This is a genomic window from Brachybacterium massiliense (genome assembly GCF_900184245.1).
Lineage (GTDB): Bacteria > Actinomycetota > Actinomycetes > Actinomycetales > Dermabacteraceae > Brachybacterium > Brachybacterium massiliense.
In genome coordinates this window covers 1,253,354-1,267,906 of the sequence record NZ_FXXB01000008.1, presented here as the reverse complement: position 1 = coordinate 1,267,906, position 14,553 = coordinate 1,253,354, and the positions used below count along the sequence as shown (strand labels likewise).

General features: G+C 71.0%; 8 protein-coding genes and 1 pseudogene. 4 read left to right on the top strand and 5 right to left on the bottom strand.

Going from position 1 to position 14,553, the window contains the following annotated elements; genetic code table 11:
* Positions 1–11: 11 nt before the first annotated feature.
* Positions 12–1,001: pseudogene (locus BN4251_RS15670) on the bottom strand (LacI family DNA-binding transcriptional regulator); the annotation flags it as partial.
* A gap of 180 nt (positions 1,002–1,181) precedes the next feature.
* On the opposite strand from BN4251_RS15670, the gene arfA reads away from it, so the two are divergent.
* Both arfA and BN4251_RS15660 read left to right on the top strand, forming a co-directional pair.
* Positions 1,182–2,702, top strand: a complete 1,521-nt coding sequence (gene arfA / locus BN4251_RS15665; RefSeq protein ID WP_087485949.1) for an arabinosylfuranosidase ArfA — start codon at positions 1,182–1,184, stop codon at positions 2,700–2,702.
* A 35-nt stretch (positions 2,703–2,737) separates the two neighbouring features.
* Positions 2,738–4,369 carry an alpha-N-arabinofuranosidase gene (locus tag BN4251_RS15660; protein WP_087485948.1) on the top strand — a complete coding sequence of 544 codons (1,632 nt, stop codon included), beginning with the start codon at positions 2,738–2,740 and terminating at the stop codon, positions 4,367–4,369.
* A gap of 15 nt (positions 4,370–4,384) precedes the next feature.
* On the opposite strand, the gene BN4251_RS15655 is transcribed toward BN4251_RS15660, so the two are convergent.
* The gene (locus tag BN4251_RS15655; protein WP_170932000.1) at positions 4,385–5,407 is read right to left on the bottom strand and encodes a LacI family DNA-binding transcriptional regulator; all 1,023 of its coding nucleotides are present in this window, start codon (positions 5,405–5,407) and stop codon (positions 4,385–4,387) included.
* A gap of 161 nt (positions 5,408–5,568) precedes the next feature.
* Between BN4251_RS15655 and BN4251_RS15650 the strand changes: the two genes are divergently transcribed.
* Together BN4251_RS15650 and BN4251_RS15645 are read left to right on the top strand one after the other, a co-directional pair.
* On the top strand, positions 5,569–6,489 hold the full coding sequence (locus tag BN4251_RS15650) for a dienelactone hydrolase family protein (RefSeq protein ID WP_087485946.1): 921 nt from the start codon (positions 5,569–5,571) through the stop codon (positions 6,487–6,489).
* 151 nt (positions 6,490–6,640) lie between these two features.
* A complete protein-coding gene (locus BN4251_RS15645; RefSeq protein ID WP_087485945.1) occupies positions 6,641–8,326 on the top strand; it encodes a ribonuclease J in 1,686 nt (561 codons plus the stop codon).
* 172 nt (positions 8,327–8,498) lie between these two features.
* Here BN4251_RS15645 and BN4251_RS15640 read toward each other — a convergent pair whose 3' ends face one another.
* The 3 genes from BN4251_RS15640 to BN4251_RS15630 form a co-directional block, all read right to left on the bottom strand.
* On the bottom strand, positions 8,499–10,034 hold the full coding sequence (locus BN4251_RS15640) for an HNH endonuclease signature motif containing protein (RefSeq protein ID WP_170931999.1): 1,536 nt from the start codon (positions 10,032–10,034) through the stop codon (positions 8,499–8,501).
* A 482-nt stretch (positions 10,035–10,516) separates the two neighbouring features.
* Positions 10,517–12,025, bottom strand: a complete 1,509-nt coding sequence (locus BN4251_RS15635; RefSeq protein WP_170931998.1) for a hypothetical protein — start codon at positions 12,023–12,025, stop codon at positions 10,517–10,519.
* A gap of 92 nt (positions 12,026–12,117) precedes the next feature.
* Positions 12,118–14,343 carry a glycosyl hydrolase family 95 catalytic domain-containing protein gene (locus BN4251_RS15630; protein ID WP_170931997.1) on the bottom strand — a complete coding sequence of 742 codons (2,226 nt, stop codon included), beginning with the start codon at positions 14,341–14,343 and terminating at the stop codon, positions 12,118–12,120.
* Positions 14,344–14,553 lie beyond the last annotated feature (210 nt).

Genomic DNA, 14,553 nt, shown 5'->3' with positions numbered 1-14,553 from the left:
GGGCCGTCGTGGCCCTGGATGCGCTCCGTGAGGAGGTCCAGGGCGGTGGTGGCGAGGGTCGCCTTGTCGGGGGAGATCGTGCTCAGCGGAGGGGAGGCGAAGGGCGCGTCGGAGTTGTCGTCGTAGCCGATCACCGCGACGTCCTCCGGGACCCGTCGGCCTCGCCGGCGCAGCGCCGCGAGCACGCCGATCGCCAGGTCGTCGTTGCCGCAGACGATCCCGTCCACCTCCGGCGCACGGTCCAGCAGGGTGTTCGCACCGTCGAAGCCGTCCTGACGATGCCAGTCGTCCACCGCCTGGATCTGTGCATTCCCGGTCTCCAGGCCGTTCTCGGCAAGCGCGCTGAGGAAGCCGTCGCGGCGCATCGAGCCGGAGCTGTGGGGCTGCAGGCCCAGCGCCGTGTCGATCGCGCCGATGAAGGCCAGGCGTCGACGCCCGGTCTCGATCAGGTGCGAGGTCGCCTCGAAGGAGGCCCCCACGTTGTCGATCCGCACGTAGTCGCTGCCCTGCGGGAGCTGCTCGGGCAGGTGCTCGCCGATGAACACGGTGGGCTGGCTGGTGCGCTCCATCCGAGCGAACTGCTCCTCCTCGAGCATCAGCGGGTTGAAGATCACCCCGTCACCGAGCACCCGGTTGAAGCCCTCGAGCACGTTCCGCTCGGCCTCGGCGCCGCCCGAGGTGGAGTGGAGCACGACGGTCTGGCCGCGGCGCTGCGCTTCGTCGATGAACTCCTGGGCGAGGTGGGAGAAGTAGGAGAAGCTCAGCGAGGGCACCGCGAGGGTGATCATCTTCGAGGCGCCCGTGCGCAGGTGCTGAGCGGCGACCTGGGGGCGGTAGCCCACCTGCAGGATCGCCTCGCGCACCTTCTCGCGGGTCGAGTCGCGCACGTGCGGGTAGTCGTTGACCACGTTCGAGACGGTCTTGATCGACACGCCCGCCAGCTCGGCGACATCGCGCAGCGAGGGCGGGCGCTGACGGCCGGAGGGCGAGCGAGTGGGCATGGGTCGATTCTTGCACCGTCACCGGGGCGGGCGGGGCGCGAACCGAGTCACGCGAACCCGTTGACGGAGCGTCATCGCTGTGGAAGGCTTATTCCAACGTTGTAGAATCATCCGTCGCCCGCGCGTCGCACAGCAGCGAGAGCGGAGCCGGTCGCCACTTCACAAAGGACGCCGACACCGATGTCATCGCAGGTCACTCTCACCCTTGATCCCGCCTTCCGCGTCGCCCCCGTGCGTCGCCGCACCTTCGGCGCCTTCGTCGAGCACCTGGGCCGGTGCGTCTACACCGGCATCTACGAGCCGGACCACCCGTCGGCCGATGAGGACGGCTTCCGCCAGGACGTCCTCGAGCTCACCCGCGAGCTCGGGGTCAGCTCCGTGCGCTACCCGGGCGGCAACTTCGTCTCCGGCTACCGCTGGGAGGACGGCGTGGGCCCGGTCGAGCAGCGCCCTGTGCGGCACGACCTGGCCTGGCACTCCTCGGATCCGAACACCGTGGGCCTGGACGAGTTCATGGCCTGGGTGAAGAAGGCCGGGGTCGAGCCGATGTACGCGGTCAACCTCGGCACCCGCGGCGTGCAGGAGGCGCTCGACGTGCTCGAGTACGCCAACGCCCCGGCCGGCACCCACCTCTCCGATCAACGCGTGGCCAACACCGGCTCGACCGAGAAGCACGACATCCGCATGTGGTGCCTGGGCAACGAGATGGACGGCCCCTGGCAGATCGGCCACAAGAACGCCGAGGAGTACGCGCGGATCGCCACCGAGACCGCCCGTGCGATGCGGATGGAGGACCCGGATCTCGAGCTGATCGCCTGCGGCTCCTCGAACGCGCAGATGGAGACCTTCGCGGCGTGGGAGAACACGGTCCTCACCGAGGCCTACGACCACGTGGACATGATCTCCGCGCACGTCTATTACTCCGAGAAGGACGGCGACCAGGCGTCGTTCCTCGCCTCGGCGGACGACATGGACCACTTCATCGACTCCGTCGTCGCGACCGCCGATCACGTGCGCGCCAAGCTCAAGCGCGACAAGCGCATCATGGTCAGCTTCGACGAGTGGAACGTCTGGTACCAGCACCGTGCCGAGTCCCGCCCGCCCAGCGGCGACGACTGGCCTGTCGCACCGGTGCTGCTCGAGGACATCTACTCGGCGATGGATGCCGTGGTGTTCGGCAACCTGCTGATCTCGCTGCTGCGCCACAGCGACCGCGTGGCCTCGGCCTCGCTCGCCCAGCTGGTCAACGTGATCGCCCCGATCATGACCGAGCCCGGCGGCCGCGCCTGGCGCCAGACCACCTTCCACCCCTTCTCCCTCACATCCCGCCACGCGAAGGGCGAGGTGCTGCAGGTGAACATCGAGGCTCCGAGCTTCGAGAACCAGCGCTTCGGCTCGAGCACCTCGGCCGATGCCGTCGCCACCTGGGACGAGGCCTCCGGCGACCTCACCGTGTTCGTGGTCAACCGCGATGCCTCGGGCGCCCTGGACCTCGGCGTGGACCTCTCCTCCTTCGGCGATCTCGAGCTGGTCGAGGCGGTGACCCTCCACCACGAGGACCCCTACGCCGCCAACAGCGCCGACGCGCCCGACACCGTCGTCCCGCAGCCGAACTCCTCGATCACCCTCGAGGGCGGGGCGCTCGCCGGCGAGCTGCCCGCGATCTCCTGGACCATGGTCCGCCTGACCCGCACCGCCTGACCCGTACCCGACACCCACGATCACGAGGACCGCACATGACGCTGCCCGATCACACCCTGACCTCCGACCTGGTCTCCGCCCTGACCCCGACGGCCACCGGCTCCCGCCCCGCGGGGGCCGGCCCGTCGGCCGGACGCACCGACGGCCCCGCCCGCGTGGTCGTCAACCTCGACCTGCCCGGCGCGACCATCAGCCGGCACCTCTACGGCCACTTCGCCGAGCACCTCGGACGCTGCATCTACGAGGGCTTCTACGTGGGGGAAGACTCCGAGATCCCCAACACCCGCGGCATCCGCGATGACGTGGTCGCCGCGCTGCGCGCGCTGCGGATCCCGAACCTGCGCTGGCCCGGCGGGTGCTTCGCCGACGACTACCACTGGCGCGACGGCATCGGCCCGCGCGAGGAGCGGCCTCGGATGGTGAACTCCCACTGGGGTGACATCGTCGAGGACAACTCCTTCGGCACCCACGAGTTCATGGACCTGGTGGAGCTGCTGGGCACCGAGGCGTATGTCAACGGCAACGTCGGCTCCGGCACGGTCGCGGAGATGAGCGACTGGATCGAGTACCTCACCCGCGCCGACGACTCCCCGATGGCGTCCCTGCGCCGGCAGAACGGGCGGGACGAGCCGTGGAAGGTGCCCTTCTTCGGCATCGGCAACGAGGCCTGGGGCTGCGGCGGCAACATGCGCGCCGAGGACTACGCGGCGCTGGCCCGCCAGTACTCCACCTACGTGCGCGATCATGCCGGCAACGAGGTCACCCGCATCGCCGCCGGGGCGAGCGACAGCGACTACGCGTGGACCGAGGCGCTGATGCGCGCGGCCACGAATCTCGAGAGCAAGGACGGCAAGGCCGGCCCGTACCAGGCGATCTCCCTGCACTACTACACGATGTCCGGGCCCTGGGAGGACAAGGGCAGCGCCACCGAGTTCAGCGAGGAGGAGTGGTACCGCACCCTCTCTCGCGCGGCCTTCGCCGAGGAGCTCGTGGCCCGCCACTCCACCGTCATGGACCGCTACGACCCGCACCGCAAGGTGGGGCTGGTGTTCGACGAGTGGGGCACCTGGTGGAATGTGGAGCCCGGCACCAATCCCGGCTTCCTGTACCAGCAGAACACGGTGCGCGACGCGCTCGTGGCGAGCATCCACTTCGACGGTTTCCACCGCCATGCGGACCGCCTGCTGATGGCGAACATCGCCCAGACGGTGAACGTGCTGCAGGCGATGATCCTCACCGATCCGGACTCCGGCGCGCTCGTGCTCACCCCGACGTACCACGTGTTCGCGATGAACGCCGGGCACCAGGACGCCTCGGCGCTGGATGCGCATGTGCTGCTGCCGGAGGAGCCCGCGGAGGTGGATGGTCGGGCGCTGCCGATGATCTCGGCCTCGGCCTCGACGACGGGGGAGACGGCGCTGGTCTCGCTGTCCAACCTCGACGCCTCCGAGCCCCGCACCCTCGTGCTGGACCTGCGCGGACGCTCCGTCACCGGCCACACCGCGACGGTGCTGACCGGCGCGAGCTCCGCCGCGCACAACACGCCCGAGCAGCCCGACGCGGTCGCCCCGGCGCCGCTGACCGACGTGCGCGAGCACGAGCGCGGGCTCGAGGTCACCCTGCCCCCGCACTCCTTCGCCACGGTCGAGCTGCAGCTGGGGGAGTGAGGCGGAGCCTCCTGGTCAGGGGCGCGGCGCCGGTCCGGTGCTTCCCCCGATCAGGAGCTTCGGCGTGAGCACGGCGTGCTCGGTGGGTGCGGAGGAGCGGCCTGGGTCCAGCTGCCTGTGCAGCAGGGCCCAGGCCACCGCGCCGGTGTCGAGCTCCTCCTGGTCCACGGTGGTCAGCGTGGGCACCGAGTAGCGGGCCAGCTCGATGCCGTCGAAGCCGGCCACGGACAGCTCGCCCGGCACGTCGACGCCGAGCTGGTGGAGGCGGAACAGCAGCCCCAGCGCGACCAGATCGTTGAACGCCATCACGGCCGTCGCCCCGGTCTCGAGCACCTGGGCGGCCGCGCGGTGCCCGTCCTCGAGCGCGGCCCCGCCCTCGACGGTGTGCAGGCGCAGCGAAGGGCGGTGCCGGGCGAGGCCGTCCAAGGCGGACTGGCGCTCCTGATGGGCGGCGCTGCTCGGCGGGCCGGCGAGGTATGCCAGGTGCCGGTGACCGAGCTCCTCGAGGTGCTGGACCAGCTGGGCCATGCCGTTGCGGTAGTCGATACCGACGCTCGCGATCCGAGGATCGGCGAGGCTCCGGTTCAGCACGACCACGGGCGCGATCTCGGGGACGAGCGCGTCGAGCGCCTCCGCCTGCATGCGCGGCGCGATCAACACCACCGCATCGCACTGCCGTCGGGCTGTGCGGGCGACAGCCGCCTCCCGCTCCGCGGTGCGGGCCTCGGCCACGAGCACCCCGTACCCGTCGGCCTCCGCCGCGCGGGTGAGGCTGCGCAGGATGCTCTGGAACATCGGGTTTCCCAGATCAGGGATCACCACGGACACGGTCATGGTGCGGCCGGTGGAGAGGTAGCGGGCGGTGAGGTTCGGGCGGTACTGGAGCTGCTCGGCGGCCTCGCGCACCCGCGCGCCGATCGTCGGATCCACCGTGGTGCGGCCGTTGAGGACGCGCGAGACGGTGGCGCGGGAGACCCCCGCGGCCTCCGCGACCTGGGTGATCGTCGGACCCCCGGTGCGACGTGTGCGATGCTCCAACTTCTCTCCTCCGTCGGGCGTCGTCATCGACGGACTCGGGAACCGATTCCACGCGAGTGTGCGCACACGCTACCAGCGTTCTCGCCGATTCCGTGCGCCTGTATTGACAGCGGTTCACGGACGCCCGAGACTGCGCTCGAGAAGCCCAGGGAAGAGGAACGATGGATCCGGCCACCGCACGCGACCGCCTCCGCACCCTGCTCGGCCTCGACACCACCGCCGAGCCCACCGGCCACCTCGCCGCACTCCCCGCCGCCCCCGCAGGCGGCGGCCCCGTCGAGGTGAGCCTCCACGGCGGCGAGGACGAGCCGATCCCCGCGTTCCTGCTGCGCCCCGACCCGTCGGCCGCGAACGGCGGCGCCGTGGTGCTGATCGCGGGGCACGGCCGCGGCATCGACGATCTGGTGCGCAGCGATCCGGTGGACGAGTACCACGACGGCCTCGCCCACAAGCTGGTGCGGGACGGGTTCACGGTGCTGTGCCCGGAGATGCTCAGCTTCGGCCGCCGCCGCTTCCCGCGGGCTGTGGGGGAGGTGCCCTACGAGGCGGCGGAGAACTCCTGCGGGATCGATGCCGCACGGCTGCTGCTGCATGGTCGGCCGCTGATGGGGCGGCGCGTCGCCGACGCGCGCACCGCCGTGCAGGCGCTGCGGGCACTGCCCGGCATCGACTCGGAGCGCGTCGGGATCGCGGGCGGCTCCGGCGGCGGGGCGGTCTCCCTGCTGCTGGCCGCGTCGGATCCTACGATCCCCGCGGCGCTCGTCGCGACCTACTTCTGCAGCTTCGCGGCGAGCCTGTGCTCGGTCCGTCACTGCCCCTGCAACATCATCCCCGGGCTGCTGCCCGAGCTCGAGATGGCGGACATCGCCGCGCTCGTCGCACCGCGGGCCCTCATCCTCGAGGCGGGGGAGCGCGACCACATCTTCCCGATCGCCGCGACCAGGGCATCCTTCGCCCAACTGGCGCCGGTATGGGAGGCGCTCGGGGCGCGGCCGCCCGAACTGGTGGTCACCCATCGCGGCCATGCCTTCGAGGGCGAGCGGTCGCGGGAAGCTCTGGGGGAGCGGCTGCGCGGACAGTGACAGGGCCGCTGTGAACGTGGCCAATCCGGCATAGATGCGGAAAAGCGCCATGACTGACGTACGTTTGTGGGGTGGACGCCGCTGCGACCGCTGAGTCGCGCGCGCCATCACAGACCTGAGACCCTGACCCATCGACGATTGAGACTCCCTCATGCCCTCTCCCCGACGCAAGCTCTCCGCCCCGCCCCGCCTGCCCCGCAACGGCATGCGCATCACCGCGCTCGGCGGCCTCGGCGAGGTGGGCCGCAACATGACGGTGTTCGAGCACGCCGGCAAGCTGATGATCGTCGACTGCGGCGTGCTCTTCCCCGAGGAGCACCAGCCCGGCATCGACGTGATCCTGCCGGACTTCACCTCGATCCGCGATCGTCTCGACGACATCGAGTGCATCGTCCTCACCCACGGCCACGAGGACCACATCGGCGGCGTGCCGTACCTGCTCAAGGAGCGGGCGGACATCCCCCTGATCGGCTCCGAGCTGACCCTCGCCTTCATCACCGCGAAGCTCAAGGAGCACCGCATCACCCCCAAGACCATCCAGGTCGAGGCGGGAGACAAGCGCAAGGCCGGTCCGTTCGACCTCGAGTTCGTCGCGGTCAACCACTCCATCCCGGACTCCCTCGCGGTGATGATCCGCTCCAAGGCCGGCTCCGTGCTGCACACCGGTGACTTCAAGATGGACCAGTTCCCGCTGGACGGTCGCATCACCGACCTGCGCTCCTTCGCGCGCCTCGGTGAGGAGGGCGTGGACCTGTTCCTCACCGACTCCACCAACGCCGAGGTCCCCGGCTTCACGATGTCGGAGAAGGACCTGATCCCCGCGATCGATCAGGTGTTCCAGACCTCGCCGCGACGGATCATCGTCTCGAGCTTCGCCAGCCACGTGCACCGCATCCAGCAGGTGCTCGACGCCGCCCACGCCAACGGCCGCAAGGTCGCCTTCGTGGGCCGCTCGATGGTGCGCAACATGAAGATCGCCAGCGACCTGGGCTACCTGAACATCCCCAAGGGCCTGGTCGTGGACTTCCGCAAGATCCAGTCGATGCCCGACCACAAGATCACGCTGGTGTGCACCGGTTCGCAGGGCGAGCCGATGGCGGCGCTCGCGCGCATGGCCAACGGCGATCACCAGATCCAGGTGGGCGAGGGCGACACCGTGCTGATGGCCTCCTCCCTGATCCCCGGCAACGAGAACGCCATCTACGGCATCATCAACAAGCTCACCGACCTGGGCGCGAACATCGTCCACAAGGGCAACGCGAAGGTGCACGTCTCCGGCCACGCGAGCGCCGGCGAGCTCGTGTACTGCTACAACATCGTGCGCCCGAAGAACGTCATGCCCGTGCACGGCGAGTCCAAGCACCTGCACGCCAACGCCGAGCTGGCCCGCCGCACCGGCGTGCCGGAGGATCACATCGTCATCGCCCAGGACGGCATGACCGTGGACCTGATCGACGGCCACGCGAAGATCTCCGGCAAGGTCGAGGCGGGCCTGGTCTACGTCGACGGGCAGACCATCGGCGCGGCCACCGAGGACACCCTCGCCGAGCGTCGTCTGCTCAGCGGCGGCGGCGTGGTCACCGTGGTGGCGCTGATCGACCCGGACACCTACCAGCCCGTCGAGCCGGTCGAGTTCCTCACCAAGGGCTTCGTGCACGACAAGCGCACCTTCGACGGCGCGCAGAACCAGGTCGCCAAGGCGCTTTCGCGCGCCAAGCAGGACAAGGTCGATGACATCGGCGAGATCGAGGAGCTGATCGTCGAGACCGTCAGCGGCTACCTGCGCCGCAACTACCGCCGCGAGCCGGCCGTCATGGCCGTGGTGGTCGACGCCTGAGCTGAGGCTGTCATCCGCCGGGCCCGCGCTGTCGGGCCCGGAGGGCAGCCGCGAGGTCGCCTCCTCCTACCAGCCGCTGCTCGACGCCCGCGGCGAGGCGGTGCACATCGACGAGTCCGAGTACGGCGGCACCTGCGGTGAGGGCTGGGTGGCGCGGAACCACTGAGCGGGATCAGTACGGCGGGTCGGAGCCCGGGTCGTCGTCGGGGTCCTCGAGCGGAGCCGGGTCGTCGTCGTCATGGAGGAGCCCGCGGCGTCGGCCCTCCTCCCAGACCAGCATCTCCTCGTAGATCTCCCAGGAGCGCTGGAGCTCTTGGGCGATGTACGGCGTGACGAGGTCGCGGTTCTGGCGCGCGTTCAGGCGGGCGATGCCGGCCACGGACCAGGTGGTGCTCCCGTCGGGCTCGCGGACGGGATCGAGCAGTCCGCGGGTCTTCATGTCGTGGTGCTTCCAGCACAATCGGTGGAGGTTCTCGAGCGAGGTGGGGCCACCACGTTCGGGATGCGCGTGGTCGTACTCCTCGATGTGGTCCGCCTCCCCGACGGTGCAGACGTTCCGAGTGCATCCGGGCACGGCGCAGACCGGGTCGAGAAGTCTCAGGTGCTCCTGCATCGCCGGGGTGGGGGAGTAGCGCTTGGGCGGCAGTGGGAGATAAGCCCCGTCGGCCGCATCTGTGAGGATCCGGTACCAGGTGGATTCGCCGGCGGCGAGGTGGCGGGCCATCGGCGCGGGCAGCGGGATCGTCCCATCGATCGTGCCCGGTGCCTCGGACTCGCCCAGCAGCGTCATCGCGGGGACGACCACGTTCAGGCGCATCCGGCTGCCGGGCACCTCGATGCCTCCGGTGCCGAGCATCGAGCGGGTCAGGATCGCGTAGCGCAGCGCCGCGAGGGTGAGCGGGTGGCCATCGCGCGCCGCGGCCCCGTCGATGTCGAAGGGGATCGGGCTGTCGTCCTCGAGGGCATGGCGCTGCTGCCGCTGCACGGCTCGTGCCGCGGCGTCAAGGCGGTGGGAGACGTCGAGGATCTCGTGGATGGGGCCGGTGATCGACAGTCGTGCCGTGCCGTCATGCACGGGGCCGGTGTCGAGCGCGACATCTCGCTGCTCGGCCGGAGTGCCCTGGACGGCGTGGGAGCCGAACCAGGTGATCAGCATGCCGAGCTCACGGGAGAACCTGTCGCTGCGGATGTTCCTCAGATCCCAGTCCGCGACGCGCTCGTCGAGCTGGCGGCACTGATCCGGGGTGAGGCCGCGGACGCGGCGGAGGAGCTGCTCGAACCAGGAGGCCGGAAGGTCCCCGGCCTCGAGACGGGCGAGGGTCCTCGGCAGGCAGGTCACGGCCGTGCAGGCGTCCCGCAATGCGGTGCGAGCCTGGTTGAGGGTGATCCGGCGGGCTTCGGCGACGAGGATCGCGTAGGTGTCGCCGTCCTCGTCGGTGTCATCCCAGAGCATCGCGAGCTTGCGCAGCTGCTCTGCGTAGCGACGTGCCTCCTCGTGGTGAGTGGAGAACAGCTCCCGGGAGACGTGGGCTTCGAACGAGCCGGGCTCGACCTGCGCGCGGGCGATGAAGCCGTCCGGAGTCAGGGGTGTGCGGGCCCGCACTACCCTGCGCGGCGGCTCCGTGCCCTCGTGCGGGGTGCGCTCGCGGGGGAGTCGCTTGCGAGGGAGTCTCTCGCGCGGGGATCGTCTGGCGAGCCGGTGCTCCACGGGCCTGCTTCGCTCGCTCCCGGCGGACTCTTCCTGGCCGACAGGCGACGGCGCGGGATCGGACGGCTGATGCGCGGGACCGGATGGTGGCTGGGTGGGCTCGGGTGACTGCTGAGCGGGCGTCGACGGCTGCTGAGCGGGCGTGGGTGACTGCGCAGAAGGCGCGCCAGGCCCGGAGTCAGACTGCGATGAGAAGGAGTCCGGGTTCGAGGAATCGGGCTCGAAGAACATCGACATGATTCCCCTCCCCGAAGTGCTCTATGAATGCGTGCGACGTCCTTCGAGTTTACTCTCGAGAATGTCTCAGCGCTAGAGTCCATGACGATTCTGTGGATAATGTGGACAAAGGTGGTGTGTGGAGGAAGGGTGTGGAGCCGGGCATGGGGGGGGTGCGGGTGGGGTGCGGTGTGCGGACGGCCTTCTACGACGAGGACTCGCCCATGTTCACGCCCGAGCAGACGTACGAGGTCGACCCGCGCCCCTCACTGATACGAGACGAACCACGGGCGCGGGTCGACCTCGTACGTCTGCTCGGGCGTGAACATGGGCGAGTCCTCGTCGTAGAAGTTCTTCCACCCCATGGCGATGCCCTCCGGCAGATCCTGCTGCAGGGTGGCGTAGGTGCCGAGCTTGTCGCCGGGGGCGCCGTGGCCGTCGGCGTGCAGCGTGATCGCGAGCTCCGGGCGCGAGGCGTCGATGTCCTGCCGCTCGGTGATCGTCGAGCGGCTGAACTGGTGCAGGATCAGCACCTTCTGCGGCAGGGAGTGCTCGGCGGTCAGATCCGCGAGCCAGCCTGCGACCTGGTTGACCTCCTCTGCGGAGACCGCGCCGATCTGCTCGAGATGCTTCTGTCCCGGCTCGAGCCGCCACTCGGGATCCAGCGCCAGCCCCACGTGCGGCGCCAGCAGCAGCTCCTCGTAGATCTCCGCCTGGGTGAGGAAGTCCGTGGTGCCGGGCTGGAGATCCAGCACCACGTACACCCCCGCCTCGCCGGCGGCGTCGACCCACTCGCGCACCAGGTCCACCGGCAGCTCCCGGGAGTGGTCCCCGTCGGCCCCGGCCTCCTCGGAGGCGATCGTCGTGATGATCTCGAACGCCGGGATGATCTGCTCATCAGTGAGCCCGTCGTACTCGGCGGCGAGCGCCTGGACCCGCGCGATCGACTCCTCGAGCCCCTGCTCGCCGAGAATCCCGAGGGAGGGGACGCCCGGGGAGCCGTAGGTGGCGATCATCCGACGCCCGGGGAACACCGTGGTCCCCCCGCCGGGCAGCTGCGGGGTCCCGGCCGTGCGTGCGAGCGCCGACGAGAAGTCCTCGGAGGGCCCGAAGCTCGCCCCGAGCGCGAGCACGCCGACGGCAGGATCCTCATCGACCGCCGAGGTCACCGCCGCGACGGAGTCGCCGCTGCGCCCGAGCGCCCCGCCCGGGATCTCGGCGACCGTGCCGCCGACCCCCGCCACCACGGCAGCGGCGAGCGCCTGGGACGGAAGGTCCAGCTCCGGATCCACGAACAGGGTCACCGGCAAGGGCGCGCCGTCGGCCGAGACCTGCGGGGCCTCCTCGTCGGCCGTCACGGGATCGACCTCGAGGACCTCCAGATCCTCGCCCAGCGCCTCCACGGCCGCGGCGTCACCGCCCGAGGCCGTGAGCACGGCGCGCGCGCCCAGCCGCGAGAGCTCCTCGACGACCGCACGGTCGGTGCCCACCAGCAGGGGGACCCCCGACGCCGCACTCAGCGCAGCGAGCGGCCCCACGGTGTCCTCGGTCGCGACGACGGCGATGTCCGCGGCCTCGAACAGCGCCGCGCTCAGGGAGAGGGCGGTGGCGGCGAGATCCTCTCCGGGCAGCACCGTCGTGGACGGCGGGTCGCTGACCAGCACCACCGAGTACTCCTCCTCGCCGCTGCAGGCGCTCGCGCCCGCCAGCGCCACCAGCGCCGCCGCCGCGGCGAAGGTCCTGCGCGGGATCCTCGGTCGATGTCCTGCGTCCACGGCTCACGCACCTCTCATGCCGCACCGTCGCCCGGTGGTTCAGCGATCTGGCCGCGGTCATCCTCGCAGACGCGAGCCCGGCGAGCAGACGCTCAGCGCAGCGCCGTCACGTTGAGCTCGACCGGGTCGAGCCCGGTCAGGCCCACGCTCACCACCCGGTCGCCGCGGCGCACCCGGTGGGTGCCGAACGCGCCCTCGCCGACCGCGCGCAGGCGCAGCGAGGTCAGCGCGCCCTGCTCCCAGTCCATGTCCACCGCGATGCCGGGACGTGCTCGCAGTCCGCGCACGGATCCGTCGGCCATCATCGGAGGCAGCGCCGGCAGCAGCTCGATCTCCCCGCGATGGCTCTGCACGAGGCACTCCGCGAGCGCCGCGACGATCCCGAGGTTCCCGTCGATCTGGAACGGCGGATGCGCGGAGAACAGATTCGGATACAGGCCGCTGCGCTCGCCGTCCTCGGTCTCGGCGTCGCGCAGGAACAGCTCGAGCAGCGACTGGACCCGGTCGCCGCGGCGCAGACGCGCCCACAGGCACGCCTTCCACACCAGCGACCAGCCCGTCGCCTCGTCCCCTCGCGCCTCGAGCGAGCGGATCACGGCCTGCTCGAGCTCGGGCTCCACCGGCTCCGCGCCCGGGTAGAGGAAGCCCAGGTGGGAGACGTGCCGGTGGGTCGGCTCGGCCTCCGGCAGGCCATCCTGGTGCCACTCGAGCACCCGCCCGTCCGCCCCCACACGCGGTCCCGGCACGAGGGACAGCGCTGATGCCGCCCGCAGGACCACCGGATCCTGCTCGAGGCCCAGCAGTGCGGCCGCGTCCAGCAGGTGCTGGCCCGTCTCACGCAGCAGCCAGCGATCCATGCCGGTGCCCTCGCTGAGGCTTACCCGCTCGCCCTCCCCGGTCAGGTAGAGGTTCTCCGGGGACGTCGAGGGGAAGGTCGCCAGGTGCCCGTCGGCGCTCTCGTGCAGCAGGCAGAGCCCGAAGGCGACCGCCTCCCGCAGTGCCGGGAACCGCTCCCGCGCGATCTCCTCGGCGCGTCGGCCGCTGAACGAGGCCAGCGACTCCAGCTCCCGCTCGAGCCACAGCCCGCCCATCGGCCAGGTCGACCAGGACGGCTCCCCGCGCACCGGATCCGTGTACCCCCACGGGTCGGAGTTGTGGTGGACGGTCCAGCCGTCGGCGCCGTAGAGCCGCCGCGCGGTCTCCGCCCCCGCGGTGCGCAGCATCTCCACGTACTGCGCGAGCGCCGCGGCGGCATCCGGCACGTGCGCGACCCCCGCACCCCAGTGGTTCATCTCCAGGTTGATGTTCACCGTGTAGTTCGAGGACCACGGCGCCTCGAGCCGCGCATTCCACAGCCCCTGCAGGTTCGCGGGCGGCAGGCCCGGGCGCGAGGCTGACGCGAGCAGGTGGCGACCGTAGGCGAAGCTCGTTGCGAGCAGCTCCGCCTCCGCAGAGCCGCGCAGCGCGAGGGAGACCTCGTCGAGGCCCGGCAGCGGATCGGCGCGGTGCCGGCGCCGCAGCTCCTCCTCGCCCCGGGAGAGCGCCGATTCGGCCTGGCGCGAGGCCTGCTCGAGCACGTCCTGCACGTCCCGGTCCGGTGCCTCGCCCAGCCCCTGCCACGTGGTCACGATCGCGCAGGTCATCAACAGGCGGCCCTCGGTGATCCGCGTGCGCACCGCGACCGCTGCGCGGCTCGCACCGGTGGGCTCCCAGGCCACCTCCTCCTCGTGCCGGAACTGGCCGGCGGGGACGTCCGACGGGGCGCGCAGCAGCACCGTGAGGGAGCCCTCGCCCGCCTCGCGCTGCTCCTCCCGCAGCGGTGAGCTGAACTCGAGGACCGGGTGCGCGTCGCCGGGACAGGGGGCGGCGTGGACGAGGACCTCGTCGGCCCGGCTGAGGAAGGTGAGGTGCTCGCCGTCGGCGGCGTGGACCACGTGCTCGGACGCGGCGAGGTCCAGGACCCGCTCGGCGTCAGCGTCCTCACCGCCCTCCAGCTGGATGCTCAGCTCGCCGACGGGCAGGTACGCCTGCGACCAGGCGGCGCCGAGACGCTCGATCTGCTGCTGCGCCTCGGGCACCGCACCGCTCTCGAACAGGGCGCGGGAGCGGGCGAGGGCATCGGCCGCCTCTGCACGGGCGGTGCGGTGCGCACGGTCCGTCTCGGGACCGCCGGACCACAGCGTCGACTCGTTCAGCGAGAACGTCGCTCGGCGCGGATCCCCCCAGGCCATCGCGCCGAGGCGGCCGTTGCCGAGGGGGAGGGCCTCGAGCCAGCGCTCGGCGGGGCCACGGCGCCGGATGGCGGGGGAAGAGGTCACGAGGGAGCCTTTCGTCGGGCGCCGGAGATCGGGGCGTCCGCGCCCCTGTGCGCCGTGCATCGCCCAGGATGCAGCGCGGTCCGTTCTACGGCCAATGCTGTGAACTGCGCCACCGTTTGCCCGGTGTTGCCCGGGATAACGCGCAGGCAAGGGCTTGCCCGAGCCTGCTCCACGTGGTTCAATCATCCGGAGGAAAGCGGTTACCGCCGG

Bases quoted from the DNA above. Each gene is read 5' to 3' on its own strand.
- arfA (WP_087485949.1), top strand. From the start codon at position 1,182: ATGTCATCGCAGGTCACTCTCACCCTTGATCCCGCCTTCCGCGTCGCC.
- BN4251_RS15660 (WP_087485948.1), top strand. From the start codon at position 2,738: ATGACGCTGCCCGATCACACCCTGACCTCCGACCTGGTCTCCGCCCTG.
- BN4251_RS15650 (WP_087485946.1), top strand. From the start codon at position 5,569: ATGGATCCGGCCACCGCACGCGACCGCCTCCGCACCCTGCTCGGCCTC.
- BN4251_RS15645 (WP_087485945.1), top strand. From the start codon at position 6,641: ATGCCCTCTCCCCGACGCAAGCTCTCCGCCCCGCCCCGCCTGCCCCGC.